The sequence below is a fragment of the Photobacterium makurazakiensis genome (assembly GCF_050336715.1).
Taxonomy (GTDB): Bacteria; Pseudomonadota; Gammaproteobacteria; order Enterobacterales; family Vibrionaceae; genus Photobacterium; species Photobacterium makurazakiensis.
This window is the reverse complement of the sequence record NZ_JAKJSJ010000014.1, coordinates 136,418-152,357: the sequence shown is the minus strand read 5'-3', so window position 1 is coordinate 152,357 and position 15,940 is coordinate 136,418. Positions and strand designations below refer to the sequence as shown.

The following is a 15,940-nucleotide window of genomic DNA, read 5'->3' as shown; positions in this document are numbered from 1 at the left end:
GTAGCTAAGTTCGGAATCGATAAGCGCTGAAAGCATCTAAGCGCGAAGCGAGCCCTGAGATGAGTCATCCCTGATACTTTAAGTATCCTAAAGGGTTGTTGGAGACTACGACGTAGATAGGTCAGGTGTGTAAGTGCTGCGAGGCATTGAGCTAACTGATACTAATTGCCCGTGAGGCTTAACCATACAACACCCAAGGGGTTTTTACGGACTCCACGAAACACTTGAATGGTGTTTGAGAAACTAGTTAGATTTTCCCAGATTGCTATTTACTGCCCTGAGGTGGTGAATAAACAGAATTTGCTTGGCGACCATAGCATTATGGACCCACCTGATCCCATGCCGAACTCAGTAGTGAAACGTAATAGCGCCGATGGTAGTGTGGGGTTTCCCCATGTGAGAGTAGGACATCGCCAGGCTTTAAATTTAGCTCTTTATCTGTTTAAAGATGAAGACCAAATAAACAAAGCAATATAAGTAAGACTTTGTTTATTAAAATTATTTGCTGGTATGGCTCAGTTGGTAGAGCGCACCCTTGGTAAGGGTGAGGTCCCCAGTTCGAATCTGGGTACTAGCACCATTAATTTTTTCAGCGACAATAGCACAATGGTACCACCTGATCCCATGCCGAACTCAGAAGTGAAACGTTGTTGCGCCGATGGTAGTGTGGGGTTTCCCCATGTGAGAGTAGGTCATTGCTGAATACCCTTTCAAAACCCAGCCTTCGGCTGGGTTTTTTCATATCTAAAGCATAAAATATTATGAATTATTTTCATGCACCTACCATAAACCCCAATTCTTTTTATCTTCTTTCTCTTGCGTCATTGAATAAACTTCTATAATTTTATTTAGAAATCTGGACGTCTAAACATCTTATTGTATAAATGAGAATGGACCGTTCGGTGTAATGTTTAAGGAGTAAACTAAGATGCCGATTAAAATTCCTGACCAACTTCCAGCTACGGATATTCTACTGAGTGAAAATATCTTTGTGATGTCAGAAGCTCGTGCTGCAAGTCAGGAAATTCGTCCATTGAAGGTTCTATTATTGAATTTAATGCCGAAGAAAATCGAAACAGAAACACAGTTTCTGCGTTTATTATCAAATAGCCCCTTACAGGTAGACGTTGAGCTATTACGGATTGATAATCGACCAACAAAAAATACCCCAACAGAGCATCTAGATACTTTTTATCGTCAATTTGAGATGGTTAAAGACCGCAATTTTGATGGCCTGATTGTGACTGGAGCGCCACTAGGCCTTGTTCAATTTGAAGATGTACTGTATTGGGATGAGATCCAAACGATCATGAATTGGGCTAAACAGCATGTTACCTCAACATTGTTTGTTTGCTGGGCCGCCCAAGCTGGGTTAAAGCTGCTTTACGACTTACCGAAACGTACACGAAAAGAAAAGCTATCGGGCGTGTATGGCCACCGTACTCATGATTGCCATCATCCTATTCTTAGAGGGTTTGATGACACTTTCTTAGCGCCTCACTCGCGCTATGCTGACTTTTCAGCTGAATACCTCAGTGATCATACCGATTTAGATATATTGGCAACCTCAGAACAAGCCGGGGTGTATTTAGCTGCAACCAAAGATAAGCGTAATGTGTTTGTAACTGGACACCCTGAATACGATGTTGAAACTTTACATAATGAGTTTATTCGAGATCGTACTGAAGGGATGGAGCCAACAATTCCTGTTAATTACTATCCTGATGATAATCCAGATAACCCACCGATAGCGAGTTGGCGTAGTCATGGCCACCTATTATTTTCAAATTGGCTAAATTACTGTGTGTACCAGCAGACACCGTATGATTTAAATTTATTCTCTGAAGCTAATTTTACAAAAGAAGAATAATATTAACGCCTTAAATTGGTAAAGGCTTAATTTAGGAAGGCTTAACGTCATAGAACCCTACATGAACGGGCTCTACTGACGAGAAAAAAGACCTGCATAGCAGGTCTTTTTTTGTGTTGATTGTCTGGACAGATAAAAGCGGGAATAGTTAAAGATTAAACTTTTAATTATTGTTTTGAGCTTCCCATGCTTTTGCTTTATGAATGAGTGACGTGATCGTCGATCCTTGAACGAGTATTGAAAATACGACGACCGAGTAGGTCATTACGAGGATAACTTCACGAACATCAATGTTTTTATCTGGTATTACCATGACGCCTGCAGGTATTGCCATCGCCATTGCCAATGCAAGGCCACCACGTAAGCCTCCCCAAGTAAGGATTTTTACTGATAGTGGATTGTAATCGCGGTAGCGCTGGAAGCCTAAGTAAGACAGTTTAACGCTTAAGAAACGGCTGAATAGTACCAATGGTATAGCGATGACCATCAATATCCAATCTTCTTGATGGAAACTGAACTGCAGCATACTCATACCGATAAGTAGAAATAATACGCCGTTTAGGAACTCATCGACTAGTTCCCAAAAGTGGTCAAGGTGATCTTCACTCTCTTTGGAAAAGCCGATGTAGCGTGTCCAGTTACCAATCATGATGCCAGATACAACCATAGCCAATGGACCTGACACATGGATCACATCAGCAAACACATAGCCTGCTGTTGGGATACCTAATGTCAGTAGTAGCTCCATTGAATGATCATTGGTTGAACTGATTAAGTAATGGAAGATAAGGCCAAGTGCGAAACCGTAGGCGATCCCCCCAATTGCTTCTTGCAAAAACAGTTGCCCAACACCTAAAACGGTTGGGGCTTCAGCGCCAAAAGCAATGGTAAACAGGGTAACGAAGATGACTAAGCCAAAGCCATCATTAAACAATGACTCTCCCTCAATTTGAGTGGAGATACGTTTTGGTGCATCGAGGTTCTTAACGATTGCTAATACTGCGATTGGATCGGTTGGGGAAATCAGTGAGCCAAAGAGTAAACAGTAAATTAAATCTAACTGGATACCGATTACCTGGCAGATCCCCCATAGTGCGAAGCCAATAAAGAACGTTGAAAATAATGTAGCAGCCAGTGCTAATGTGGTTATTTCCCACTTCTGATCTTCAAGGTGTGGCAATTTAATGCCTAGTCCACCAGCAAACAGTAAGAAGCCAAGAATGCCTTTCAGCAAAAAGCTTTCAAAGTTGATCTCTCCGAGTTGCTCGGCTGCAATATTTTCTAAATGAAACCAACCATTTTGACCAGCAATGATAATGCCTAGGGAAAGAATCAATGCCCCTGCTGTAATGGCAATTGTTGTCTGCATTTTTCCTATCTTACTGTTAACAAATGCAATCAACATTGCAGCAGCAGCTAGAAAGCATAGGGTGCTATAGACGGACATCTAAACCTCACGGGTTAATAAAAAGAAAGCGTTAAATTGTGTCAAAATATAAATGTATCGTAGTGTGATAGCTATAACTATTTTTAATCTCTGCCGTCATTATTTAATCAATCAAAAAGGGCTTTAGACGTCTAGATTTCCATTTTTGCTATGGTAGGATGTGAATAAGCTGTAAAAATTGAAAAGGAAGTAATGCGGTGTTGACGAGCAAGGATTTACTACATAAGCGTATCGAAGAGCATATCCTGATCATTGATGGTGGCATGGGCACCATGATCCAGGGCTATAAACTCGAAGAAGAAGATTATCGCGGTGATCGTTTTGCTAACTGGCATAGCGATTTAAAAGGCAATAATGATTTGTTGGTGCTGACACAGCCTCAGTTGATCAAAGATATCCATGCTTCTTATTTAGAAGCTGGTGCAGACATCCTTGAAACGAATACTTTTAATGCCACGACCATAGCAATGGCCGATTATGACATGGAAAGTTTGAGTGCTGAAATCAACATTGAAGCTGCTCGTATCGCCCGTGCTGTTGCTGATGAATGGACCGCTAAAACACCGGATAAACCACGATTTGTTGCTGGCGTACTTGGCCCGACGAACCGCACTTGTTCTATTTCACCTGATGTGAATGATCCTGGTTTTCGTAATGTCAGTTTTGATGAGTTAGTAGAAGCCTATTCGGAGTCAACACATGCCTTAATAAAAGGCGGCTCAGATATCATTCTTATTGAAACGATTTTTGATACGTTGAATGCAAAAGCCTGTGCGTTTGCCGTGGATACGGTATTTGAAGAATTAGGTTATGCTTTGCCTGTTATGATCTCTGGCACGATAACGGATGCTTCTGGGCGAACGTTATCAGGGCAAACAACAGAAGCCTTTTACAACTCTTTACGTCATGTTAATCCGATCTCATTTGGCCTGAACTGTGCTCTTGGACCTGATGAGCTACGTCAGTATGTTGAAGAGCTGTCACAGATCTCTGAATGCGCGGTATCGGCGCACCCTAATGCTGGTTTACCTAATGCATTCGGTGAATATGATCTTTCGCCTGAAGACATGGCTGAGCATATTCAAGAATGGGCTGAAAGTGGGTTCCTGAACTTAGTGGGTGGTTGCTGTGGTACGACACCAGAGCATATCCGTAAGATGGCAGAAGCTGTCTCTGAACTACAACCTCGTCGCCTACCGACTTTACCAAAAGCTTGTCGCCTTTCTGGACTAGAGCCGCTAAAAATTGAAAAAGATACGCTATTTGTCAACGTTGGTGAACGAACCAATGTAACGGGCTCTGCGCGTTTTAAGCGGCTAATTAAAGAAGAACTCTACGATGAAGCGCTAGAGGTTGCCCGTCAGCAGGTGGAAAACGGCGCTCAAATTATTGATATTAATATGGATGAAGGAATGCTCGATGCAGAAGCCTGCATGGTGCGATTTCTGAATCTATGTGCTTCTGAGCCTGATATCTCGAAAGTCCCAATCATGGTCGACTCCTCTAAGTGGGAAGTGATTGAAGCTGGCCTTAAATGTATTCAAGGCAAAGGGATCGTCAATTCCATCTCGCTAAAAGAAGGTAAAGATAAGTTTATCGAGCAGGCGAAACTCATTCGCCGCTATGGTGCAGCTGTGATTGTCATGGCCTTCGATGAAGTGGGGCAAGCAGACACCCGTGAACGCAAAATAGAAATATGTACCAATGCTTACCGTATTTTGGTCGATGAAGTTGGCTTTCCACCAGAAGATATTATTTTTGATCCAAATATTTTTGCTGTGGCAACGGGCATTGACGAACACAATAACTATGCCGTTGATTTTATTGAAGCGGTTGCTGACATTAAACGCGATCTGCCACATGCCATGATTTCAGGTGGTGTCTCGAACGTCTCTTTTTCGTTCCGTGGCAATAATTATGTGCGTGAAGCGATACACGCCGTTTTCCTTTACCATTGCTTTAAACATGGCATGGATATGGGGATCGTCAACGCCGGTCAGCTAGAAGTTTACGACAATGTACCTGATAAACTGCGCGAAGCAGTTGAAGACGTTGTACTGAACCGCCGTGATGATTCAACAGAGCGCCTGTTGGATATTGCTGCGGAATATGCCAATAAAGGTGTGGGCAAAGAAGAAGATGCCTCTGCTCTGGAGTGGCGAACTTGGCCTGTTGAAAAGCGGTTAGAGCATGCGTTAGTAAAAGGCATTACTGAATTTATTGTTGAAGATACCGAAGAGGCCAGACTGAATGCCGAGAAACCACTAGAGGTCATTGAAGGGCCTTTGATGGATGGAATGAACGTAGTTGGTGACTTGTTTGGTGAGGGCAAAATGTTTTTGCCTCAGGTAGTTAAGTCTGCGCGAGTCATGAAGCAAGCAGTGGCACACTTGGAACCATTCATTGATGCAGCTAAACAGGCTGGTTATACCAATGGTAAGATTTTACTCGCCACCGTAAAAGGCGATGTTCATGACATCGGTAAAAATATCGTTGGGGTCGTATTGCAGTGTAATAACTACGAGATCATTGATCTAGGGGTTATGGTGTCATGTGAAAAAATCCTTAAAGTCGCTAAAGAAGAAAACGTTGATATTATTGGCTTATCGGGATTGATCACACCATCATTGGATGAAATGGTACATGTTGCTAAAGAGATGGAGCGCCAAGGCTTTGAATTACCACTGCTGATCGGTGGTGCTACAACGTCAAAGGCACATACTGCGGTTAAGATTGAGCAAAATTATCATCAGCCTGTCGTGTATGTAAATAATGCTTCTCGCGCGGTTGGGGTATGTAGTTCATTGCTGTCAGATGAGCGACGCCCTGCGTTTGTCGAAAAACTGGCGCTTGATTACGACCGAGTTCGTGAGCAGCATAGTCGTAAGAAGCCTAGGACTAAACCGGTCACATTAGCGCAAGCACGGGACAATAAAGTCGCTATTGATTGGGCTAACTACACGCCGCCAGCACCGGCTAAACCGGGTGTGCATGTATTCGATAATTTTGATGTTGCGACATTACGACGTTATATAGACTGGACTCCATTCTTTATGACCTGGTCATTAATGGGTAAATACCCTGCTATTTTGCAGCATGAAGAAGTGGGTGAAGAAGCACAGCGTCTCTTCAAGGATGCAAATGCGCTACTTGATAGAGTTGAAGCCGAAGGGTTGTTAAAAGCCCGAGGCATGTGTGCATTGTTACCAGCGAGCAGTGTTGGCGATGATATCGAGGTTTATACCGACGAATCTCGAACCCAAGTTGCAAAAGTTTTGCATAACTTACGTCAACAAACTGAGAAACCGAAAGGCTATAACTACTGTTTATCTGATTATATCGCCCCGAAAGAGAGCGGTAAGAAGGATTGGATAGGTGCGTTTGCGGTGACTGGTGGTATCGGTGAGCGTGAACTTGCTGATGAGTATAAAGCGCAAGGTGATGATTATAATGCCATTATGATCCAAGCGGTTGCCGACCGTCTCGCAGAGGCTTTCGCTGAATATTTGCATGAGCAGGTGCGTAAAGACATTTGGGGCTATGCGATTGATGAGAACCTTTCCAATGATGATTTGATCAGGGAAAAATATCAGGGGATCCGTCCAGCGCCTGGTTATCCAGCCTGTCCTGAGCATACTGAGAAAGGTAGCCTTTGGGAGCTATTGAATGTTGAAGAAACCATTGATATGTCTTTAACCTCTAGCTATGCAATGTGGCCGGGTGCATCTGTTTCTGGTTGGTATTTCTCACATCCGGATTCGCGCTATTTTGCGATCGCTCAGATCCAAGAAGATCAGCGTGATAGCTATGCAGATCGTAAAGGTTGGGGCTTGTTGGAAGCTGAGAAGTGGCTTGGTCCAAACTTGCAGTGATCTCGTGGGTACATAGATGAGAAAGGCGCTCTTTGAGCGCCTTTTTTGTATCGTAAGGTTGAACTTTTAGTTATTCGAAAAGCTCTTTGTGCAGTGCCTTAATCACATCTTTTGAGTCGCTAGTTTTAACAAGGAAGCAAAGGTTGTGCGGGCTCGCGCCATAGCAAATCATACGTAGATTATAATCTTCGAGGGTATTAAATACCTGCTTAGCCGAGCCTTTAGTTGCACTCATCTGGTTACCAATAAGTGCTACAAGGCAAAGGTCCTGTTCGACTTCAACGCGGCATAACTGACTAAGGGCTTCAATCGCGGCATCGGGTAGGCTTGGTGCACCGCCGCTGGTATCGGTTTGATCGAGCGTCAAAGATACGCTGACTTCAGAGGTCGTGATCAGATCGACAGATATTTTATGCTCAGCCAAAATACGGAATACTTCAGCGAGAAAACCATAGGCGTGAAACATATTTAGGCTGGTTAAAGTAACCATCGTTTGATTGCAACGTAGGGCAAGGGCTCTAAATAACGGCGCTTCTGAAACACTTTCTCTTATCCAAGTTCCACCTTTTTCTGGTGCTTTTGATGATCCAATAAAAACGGGGATCTGCTGGCGAACTGCGGGTAGTAACGTTGATGGATGGAGAATTTTTGCACCAAAATTCGCCATTTCAGAGGCTTCGCTGAAGCTGATTTCTTGAATCGGCTTTGCATTGGCAGCAATGCGTGGATCAGTACTGTACATGCCTGGGACATCGGTCCAAATCTCAAGAGTATCTGCACGTAATGCTTCTGCGATAAGGGCGGCACTGTAATCACTACCACCACGACCAAGAGTTGTAGTGTTGCCAAGTGCATCGGATCCGATAAAGCCTTGAGAGACAACAATGCTATCGGCCAGCAGTGGTTGTAGTTGGGTCTCCGCCAGTTGCTGGATTGTATTGATATCGGGAATAGCCTTACCAAATTGGCTATCCGTTCGCATGACTGGGCGAATATCGAAACGCTGTGCGTTAGCACCCATTTCAATCAGAATTTGGCTGAAGAGGTGAGTAGAAAGTAGCTCACCGTGTGACACTAGTTGATCAGTTAACGCTTTAGAAGGCGCAGTCGCTGCTTGCTCAGCAAGAGCTGCAACGTTATCAAGCAACAACGCGATCTCGGCAGAAACGCTGTCGGGCTGTGACAGGTTGTTGATAATTGTTTGATGGGTTGCTTGAAGTTGCTGTAGCCGTTGTAAGCGTTGTTCGCTATCTGCAATTCCATTTGCTAGTTCAACCAAAAGGTTGGTGACGCCAGAGCACGCACTGATCAAAACAACCCGAGCTGAAGGGTTATTTTTGACGATGGCTGCACTACGGCTCATGGCGGCATGATCGGCTACGCTGGTGCCGCCAAATTTCGCTACGGTAATGGGTGGAGGAATAGGTGTTGCATTATCTATGATGCTCAAAGCGAGTCTCCCAGTTTAAAATTATAAAACCAATACAGGGGAATGACTCGGGATGTAGATCCCGACGACCATGTCAGGAGAGCAATAAGGTAGGATTGCACACGTATGCACAATAACCAGAAGCTCCCCACTTTTTTATCCAAATATAAAAAAGTGACAGCTAGAAGGATTCAACCTTCATAGCCGATATGGCATGCCCCCTGTCATGTCATATCTCGGCGCTACTCCCCCTCTCTAGACTGCCTCGGGGTGGGGCCCCGCAATCGTAGATACCTGGGTAACGCTCCTCTTCTGTTTTTACTTGATGTTATTCTCACATCAAGGTGAACAAAAAACGATCTCCATTGAAGCGGATTTGTTATTGTCTTGTCAATTGTTGCCTGAAAAAATATGTAAAAAAAATGAAAGAAATTGTACGGATGAATAAGACAAGCTCGATTGGCTGAATTATAAACGCTATAAGCATAACGAAGAGAGACCTGATATAGTCTTTGGTACCTTACAACAATAGGCAAATGCCAACTTAGTTACTATCAGGGAGAATCAATAATGACAATAGGCAGTTTTTATCCACCGCAGCGCACTTTAATGGGTCCTGGCCCATCTGATATTTACCCTCAGGTTTTGCAGGCGCTAAGCCGCCCTACGATTGGACACCTTGACCCATTGTTTATTGGCATGATGGATGAACTTAAACAGTTGCTTCAGTATGCTTTCCAAACCGAAAATACGTTTACCATTGCCGTATCAGCGCCGGGTAGCGCAGGTATGGAAGCCTGCTTTGTTAATTTGGTAGAGCCTGGTGATAAAGTGATTGTCTGCCGTAACGGTGTGTTTGGCGATCGCATGCGAGAAAACGTTGAGCGTTGTGGTGGCGTGGCTGTCATGGTTGATTGTGCATGGGGTGAAGCCGTATCACCAGCATTGGTCGAGGCGACCTTAAAAGAGCATATTGATGCAAAGGTTGTTGCTTTTGTTCATGCTGAAACCTCTACGGGGGCATTAAGTGATGCAGAGGCGATTGCTAGAATTGCCCGACAGTATGATTGCCTAACGATTGTGGATGCCGTGACATCGCTTGGTGGTGTGCCGCTATTGGTGGATGAATGGCAACTTGATGCTGTGTATTCTGGCAGCCAGAAATGTTTATCGTGTGTGCCGGGTCTATCGCCGTTAACCTTTTCGGAACGAGCGGTTGAAAAGATTCAAAGCCGTACGACCCCAGTGCAAAGTTGGTTCTTAGATCAAAGCTTGGTATTGGGCTACTGGAGTGGTGAAGGTAAGCGTAGCTATCACCATACTGCGCCAGTAAATAGCCTATATGCACTGCATGAAGCTTTGGTTTTGTTAAAGAATGAAGGGTTGGAAAATGCTTGGCAGCGTCATAAAGATGCTCACCTTGAATTACGTGAAGGGCTAGAAAAGCTTGGCATTGAATTCGTGGTTAATGAAGCTGACCGCCTACCGCAATTGAATGCAATATATATCCCACAGGGCGTTGATGATGCCTTAGTGCGGAAAACACTCCTAGAGCGCTATAACTTAGAAATCGGTGCGGGTTTAGGTGCCCTTGCTGGCAAGGCGTGGCGTATTGGCTTGATGGGGTATGCCGCAAGAAGTGAAAATGTTGCTCTTTGCTTACGTGCCTTAGAAACGACGTTGAAATAATACCAATCTAGGTAAGCATGATTAAAATAAAAACGGCTACCCTTGGGTAGCCGTTTTTGTTTATCTTTTTAGCTATTCACTCGTAGGGCTTGCTGCTGATTTAGGAGCCACTTCTGGTAAATCGAATGTTCTGTCTGGAAATAAATAAAGCGCTTCTTGTTGAATTTGCGTGGCAAGATCAAGCTGGCCAAGATGAACATATGCTGCGATTAAATTGGTATAAAGTGCAGGGCGAGGCCATAGCTTGGCTTTATTTTGTGCCCAATTAATATACTCATTAATGAGCTGATCATTCTTGGTGGCAGCCCCAAGTTGCAGCTGCGTTAAATGTAAATTCCATTCGAAACGGTTTTGCCAAGCCCAAGGGTTATTGACGCCCATAAGATAATCAATATTCACTGGCTGGGTGGTTTCATATTTTGTTAGCAGGTAGCCTGAATACAGCGTTGTTGCCATATAACTGGTAACCATGAGCGGCAGTAAGATCACAGCTGTTTTTATCGAGGCGACATAATGCAGTTTAAGCTTATGGTATTTCGCGGTTAGGTTATCGACCCAATAAATAAGAATGATGAAAATAACCCAGTGCACCAGTGAGTGATAGAACGGGTACTCAAGTTGTGAATGCAGGGTGATTGGAAAAAACAGTCCTATCAACGCCAATTGTGTACCATCGCGGGCTTTTTTGACCTTAAAAAAGACCGCCGTTGCTGCTATCAGTAATGCCAACAGTGGAATGATCCCCCCTTCGGCAGCCCAATAGGCTAATTCATTGTGCGGGTGATCCAATGATGCCATCCCATAAGGACGTTCAGGGTTTTCATCACGCCATTGGGCTGTTTGAACGATATAGCCGACTTCAAATTTTCCGTAGCCATAACCTGTTAGCGGTTTGTTGAAAAACATTTCTACGGCTTGGGGGATATGCATCGCACGGGGACTGACTAAACTGAGGCGCTCTTCTTTTGCCTCCCAGCCCGTTGATGAATTAATGTTCCATGACACACTTAGGCCTAAGACGATCATTAATAACCACATGCGGCACTGGGCTTTTGCAGCAAAGCGGTGTAGGTATGGCAAGATCAGCAGCGTGCCGACTGCGGCACTCAGCCAGCCGGTTCGCGAGCTGAGAACAACGAGAATTGGTAATATTACGACAGGGGTGAGTAATAAGATCAATTGTTGCCATGACCACTTTCCTCGATACATAGGGATACGCGCTAATAAATAGGCGGATAAAATTAACCCTGTCGCAAGGAAGCTTGCCATTACATTTGGTTGCTGGAAAATACCATAAGGACGGTTAGCAACGGTGTCGTAACCAATTGGATTACCGGGCTCAAGCAGAAAAAACTGTACCCAGCCAAATAGGGCTTCAATCCAAACGCTAAGCAAGATCAGCCAAAGTAAACGCTGGCGCTGTTTTTGGGTAAAGGCAAATTGTTGTAACCCTACAAAGAAGAGGAAACCGGCCCATACGCCTAAGATCCGAGGGGTACTTTCGGCTACGGCGGCATTGGGGTAGAACAAAGGAAAACTGAGCATCAAGCAGCAGACAAAAAGCACTAAAGTCAGGCGAGAATATCGCCATATACGTTGTCGGCAGATTTCGAGTAACCCAAACGCAATAGCAAAACTAAAAGGTATCCAGCTCGCGGCATTAAAAGAGAGCTCTAATCCTGCTCCCCCAGGGTTGTGTTGGAAGTAGTGCATCGCAAGTAAAAACAGACACCCCATGGAAATCAAAAAGGGTTTGACCATTGGTTTACTGATCCTCTGCTCGGCTAACTTGGTGCCTTGTACTTGTAACACTGTCATGCTGCTTCCAATCGATATCGCGACAATTAAAATGTAAACCGGGCTAATTGCCCGGCCTACAACGTATTACCAATCTGTATGAATGTGACTCATTTGATTGGTATTTGATGCCTCTTTACTGACTATTCTACTGGGACGAGAGCAGGTAGCAAAGGTTTCAAGAATCGCGCGGTATGAGAACCCTTAACCAGCGCGACTTGCTCGGGGGTACCCGTCGCAATAATTTCACCACCGCCGTAGCCACCTTCTGGGCCTAAATCGATGATCCAGTCTGCGGTTTTAACCACATCGAGATTATGCTCGATAACAACAATGGTATTACCATGGTCACGTAAGCGATGTAATACCGTCAACAATTGTTGGATATCATGGAAGTGCAAGCCAGTGGTTGGCTCATCCAAAATATACAGGGTTTGCCCCGTATCTCTTTTGGATAGCTCACGAGCCAGCTTAACCCGTTGCGCTTCACCACCGGATAAGGTCGTTGCTGCCTGACCTAGGCGGATATACGATAAACCGACATCGACCAATGTTTGAAGTTTTCTTGCAATCGCTGGAACTGCATCAAAAAATTCGCGTGCATCTTCAACTGTCAGCTCGAGCACTTCATCAATGGTTTTACCTTTATAGCGTACTTCCAATGTTTCTCGATTGTAGCGTTTACCTTTACAGGCATCACACGGCACATAGACATCGGGAAGGAAGTGCATTTCCACTTTTATTACGCCATCCCCCTGACAGGCTTCACAGCGCCCACCTTTCACATTAAAGCTGAATCTCCCTGGCTTATAACCACGCGAACGAGATTCCTGCGTGCCTGCAAATAGCTCGCGGATAGGCGTGAAAATACCAGTATAAGTGGCAGGGTTTGAGCGTGGTGTGCGACCTATTGGGCTCTGGTCAATATCAATGACTTTATCGCAATGCTCTAAATCTTGAATTTCTCGATAAGGAGCCGCATCACCAGACGTTGCGCCATTTAGTCGGTGGTGGGCTATTTTGAAAAAGGTATCATTGATAAGTGTTGATTTACCCGAACCAGACACACCGGTAATACAGGTCAGCAGTCCTACTGGGATCTCCGCATCAACATTCTTCAGGTTGTTACCGGTTGCACCCAGTAATTTGACGGTTTTTTCTGGATTAAAAGCGACCCGTTGAGCGGGGACTTCGATAGCCATTTTACCACTCAAGTATTGGCCGGTCAGTGATGCTTCAGATGCTAGAATATCCTCAAGCTGACCTTCTGCAATGATACTGCCACCATGAACACCCGCGCCTGGGCCGATATCAATTACATGATCCGCGGTACGAATGGCATCTTCATCATGCTCAACCACGATGACGGTATTACCAAGGTCCCGTAAATGGGTCAGGGTTTTGAGTAGACGTTCATTATCACGCTGGTGGAGACCAATGGAGGGTTCATCCAGTACATACATGACACCGACTAAGCCTGCACCAATTTGACTTGCCAGTCGTATCCGTTGCGCCTCCCCTCCCGACAAGGTGTCAGCACTACGTGATAAGTTGAGGTAGTTAAGGCCCACATTAACTAAGAAATTTAAACGATCACCAATTTCTTTGAGGATCTTTTCTGCAATTTTGGCTTTTTGCCCACTCAGGCTTAATTGACCGAAGAAGTCTAGCGCTTCGCTGATGCTCATTTCACTGACATGCGGCAAAGTGGTATCGGCAATAAAGACATTGCGTGCTTCTAGGCGCAAGCGTGAGCCGTCACAGCTAGAGCAAGGTTTCTTTGAAACAAATTTAGAGAGATCTTCACGCACAGAGTTAGATTCTGTTTCGCGATAACGGCGCTCCATATTGTTTAGGATGCCTTCAAATGGATGACGGCGTACCGTGATGTCACCACGGTCATTAATATATTTGAACTCAATTTCTGTACGCCCTGAGCCACTGAGGATCACGGTTTGTATTTTTTTCGATAGCTCATCAAACGGTGCTTCGACATCAAAGTCATAGTGCTCGGCTAATGACTTTAGCATCTGGAAATAATAGAAATTACGTTTGTCCCAGCCCCGAATTGCCCCACCAGAAAGGCTTAGCTCGCCATTTTGTACAACGCGAGCGGGATCGAAAAATTGCTGCACCCCTAAACCATCACACGTACCACACGCGCCTGCCGGGTTATTGAACGAGAATAAGCGAGGCTCAAGCTCTTGCATGCTGTAACCACAATGCGGGCAAGCAAAGTTGGCTGAAAAGACAATTTCTTCACCGTCTTCGCCTGACATCGGGCTAATGACAACGGTGCCCCCCGAGAGCTCAAGTGCGGTCTCGAAAGATTCTGCAAGGCGTTGTTGAAGATCGTCTCGCACCTTGAAGCGATCGACTACCACTTCAATGGTGTGTTTCTTATGGAGCTCAAGCGTTGGAGGATCGGAAAGATCGCACACTTCGCCATCAATTCTGGCGCGAATATAGCCCTGGGCCGCTAAATTCGCCAATGTCTTAACGTGTTCCCCTTTACGTTCTTTCACGATAGGGGCCAGTAGCATCATCTTGCTACCCTCTGGTAACGCCAGTACGTTGTCCACCATTTGGCTAACTGTTTGAGCGGCGAGCTCAACATGGTGGGTCGGGCAGCGCGGCTCACCTACTCGAGCATATAGCAAGCGTAGGTAATCGTAGACTTCAGTGATGGTGCCTACCGTCGAACGAGGGTTGTGTGACGTTGACTTTTGCTCGATAGAAATGGCAGGAGATAAACCTTCAATATGGTCAACATCAGGCTTTTCCATAAGAGATAAGAACTGACGAGCGTAGGCCGATAACGACTCCACATAGCGACGTTGCCCTTCGGCATATAGGGTATCAAAAGCTAATGACGATTTACCTGAGCCAGATAAGCCTGTGATCACGATTAGCTGGTCCCGTGGCAGCGTAAGAGAAACGTTTTTGAGGTTGTGGGTTCGGGCGCCCCTGACTTCAATTTTATCCATATTCTATGAGCTTTATTGACTGACTGATGAGTTTTGCATTATTGCATAGCCGTAGAGGGCATGAAAGAACAGGCTGTATAAAGATACAGTGAACTGTATACATTTCATGCGAAGCCTATATACTAGGCAGCCGCTATATTTGCGTCAGATAACACAGCTTCAACTCTGTTCCCGATGGGGGGAAGCATGATAGACTGCGCGATTAAGTATAAACTTTGAATAGCGACCGCTGAGATAATTTCAGGGTCGGTTATGAGATCTGGAGTGAACTATGGCCAGTCGTGGCGTAAATAAAGTTATCCTTGTTGGTAACTTAGGTAATGACCCGGAAATCCGTTACATGCCAAGTGGTGGTGCAGTAGCAAATATTACCATTGCTACCTCTGAGTCATGGCGCGATAAGAACACCGGTGAGCAACGTGAAAAAACAGAATGGCACCGAGTAGCCCTGTTTGGCAAACTTGCAGAAGTAGCTGGTGAATATCTGCGTAAGGGTTCTCAGGTTTACATTGAAGGTCAATTACAGACCCGTAAATGGCAAGATCAGAGCGGCCAAGATCGTTACACCACAGAAGTTGTGGTTCAGGGCTTTAACGGCGTAATGCAAATGCTAGGCGGTCGTCAAGGCGGCGGTCAAGGTATGGGCGCACCTATGGGTGGCGGTCAGCAGCAACAACAAGGTGGTTGGGGTCAACCTCAGCAGCCAGCAGCTGCGCCACAGCAAAACTTCGCGCCACAGCAACAAAAGCAACAGGCTCCTCAGCAGCAGGCACCACAGCAGCCTCAGCAGCAGTACAATGAGCCACCAATGGATTTCGATGACGACATTCCGTTCTAATCGAAAGATGA

General features: G+C 45.1%; 8 protein-coding genes, 1 tRNA gene, 3 rRNA genes and 1 riboswitch. Of the genes, 8 read left to right on the top strand and 4 right to left on the bottom strand.

The genetic code is table 11. The features are described from left to right. From L4D09_RS07260 to metA, 5 genes are all read left to right on the top strand, one after another. Nucleotides 1-186: ribosomal RNA gene (locus L4D09_RS07260) — 23S ribosomal RNA — on the top strand; the annotation flags it as partial. 117 nt (nucleotides 187-303) lie between these two features. Further along, nucleotides 304-419 (top strand): 5S ribosomal RNA (gene rrf, locus L4D09_RS07255). Nucleotides 420-504: 85 nt separating this feature from the next. Beyond that, nucleotides 505-580: transfer RNA gene (locus L4D09_RS07250), tRNA-Thr, on the top strand. A gap of 8 nt (nucleotides 581-588) precedes the next feature. Then, nucleotides 589-704 (top strand): 5S ribosomal RNA (rrf, locus tag L4D09_RS07245). A 224-nt stretch (nucleotides 705-928) separates the two neighbouring features. Continuing rightward, a complete protein-coding gene (gene metA / locus L4D09_RS07240; RefSeq protein ID WP_428456822.1) occupies nucleotides 929-1,870 on the top strand; it encodes a homoserine O-succinyltransferase MetA in 942 nt (313 codons plus the stop codon). 163 nt (nucleotides 1,871-2,033) lie between these two features. Here the strand turns inward: metA and L4D09_RS07235 are convergent, their stop codons facing one another. Further along, nucleotides 2,034-3,317: a cation:proton antiporter gene (locus tag L4D09_RS07235; protein ID WP_428456821.1), complete on the bottom strand. Its 1,284-nt coding sequence runs from the start codon at nucleotides 3,315-3,317 to the stop codon at nucleotides 2,034-2,036. A 197-nt stretch (nucleotides 3,318-3,514) separates the two neighbouring features. On the opposite strand from L4D09_RS07235, the gene metH reads away from it, so the two are divergent. Then, nucleotides 3,515-7,189 carry a methionine synthase gene (gene metH, locus L4D09_RS07230; protein ID WP_428456820.1) on the top strand — a complete coding sequence of 1,225 codons (3,675 nt, stop codon included), beginning with the start codon at nucleotides 3,515-3,517 and terminating at the stop codon, nucleotides 7,187-7,189. Nucleotides 7,190-7,259: 70 nt separating this feature from the next. Here metH and lysC read toward each other — a convergent pair whose 3' ends face one another. Further along, nucleotides 7,260-8,552, bottom strand: coding sequence for a lysine-sensitive aspartokinase 3 (lysC, locus tag L4D09_RS07225; RefSeq protein WP_428456825.1), 1,293 nt, complete (start codon nucleotides 8,550-8,552; stop codon nucleotides 7,260-7,262). 199 nt (nucleotides 8,553-8,751) lie between these two features. Further along, nucleotides 8,752-8,938: riboswitch (Lysine riboswitch) on the bottom strand. Nucleotides 8,939-9,188: 250 nt separating this feature from the next. Here lysC and L4D09_RS07220 point away from each other — a divergent pair. After that, nucleotides 9,189-10,307 carry a pyridoxal-phosphate-dependent aminotransferase family protein gene (locus L4D09_RS07220; protein ID WP_428456819.1) on the top strand — a complete coding sequence of 373 codons (1,119 nt, stop codon included), beginning with the start codon at nucleotides 9,189-9,191 and terminating at the stop codon, nucleotides 10,305-10,307. 72 nt (nucleotides 10,308-10,379) lie between these two features. Here L4D09_RS07220 and L4D09_RS07215 read toward each other — a convergent pair whose 3' ends face one another. Both L4D09_RS07215 and uvrA read right to left on the bottom strand, forming a co-directional pair. Beyond that, on the bottom strand, nucleotides 10,380-12,125 hold the full coding sequence (locus L4D09_RS07215; protein WP_428456818.1) for a PglL family O-oligosaccharyltransferase: 1,746 nt from the start codon (nucleotides 12,123-12,125) through the stop codon (nucleotides 10,380-10,382). Nucleotides 12,126-12,247: 122 nt separating this feature from the next. Beyond that, nucleotides 12,248-15,091, bottom strand: a complete 2,844-nt coding sequence (gene uvrA / locus L4D09_RS07210; protein ID WP_428456817.1) for an excinuclease ABC subunit UvrA — start codon at nucleotides 15,089-15,091, stop codon at nucleotides 12,248-12,250. Between the two features lie 271 nt (nucleotides 15,092-15,362). Here uvrA and L4D09_RS07205 point away from each other — a divergent pair, with 271 nt between their 5' ends. Further along, complete coding sequence (locus tag L4D09_RS07205) at nucleotides 15,363-15,929, top strand: single-stranded DNA-binding protein (protein ID WP_428456816.1); 567 nt, start codon at nucleotides 15,363-15,365, stop codon at nucleotides 15,927-15,929. Nucleotides 15,930-15,940: the final 11 nt, after the last annotated feature.

Bases quoted from the DNA above. Each gene is read 5' to 3' on its own strand.
- metA (WP_428456822.1), top strand. From the start codon at position 929: ATGCCGATTAAAATTCCTGACCAACTTCCAGCTACGGATATTCTACTG.
- L4D09_RS07235 (WP_428456821.1), bottom strand. From the start codon at position 3,317: ATGTCCGTCTATAGCACCCTATGCTTTCTAGCTGCTGCTGCAATGTTG.
- lysC (WP_428456825.1), bottom strand. From the start codon at position 8,552: ATGAGCCGTAGTGCAGCCATCGTCAAAAATAACCCTTCAGCTCGGGTT.
- L4D09_RS07220 (WP_428456819.1), top strand. From the start codon at position 9,189: ATGACAATAGGCAGTTTTTATCCACCGCAGCGCACTTTAATGGGTCCT.
- L4D09_RS07215 (WP_428456818.1), bottom strand. From the start codon at position 12,125: ATGACAGTGTTACAAGTACAAGGCACCAAGTTAGCCGAGCAGAGGATC.
- uvrA (WP_428456817.1), bottom strand. From the start codon at position 15,091: ATGGATAAAATTGAAGTCAGGGGCGCCCGAACCCACAACCTCAAAAAC.
- L4D09_RS07205 (WP_428456816.1), top strand. From the start codon at position 15,363: ATGGCCAGTCGTGGCGTAAATAAAGTTATCCTTGTTGGTAACTTAGGT.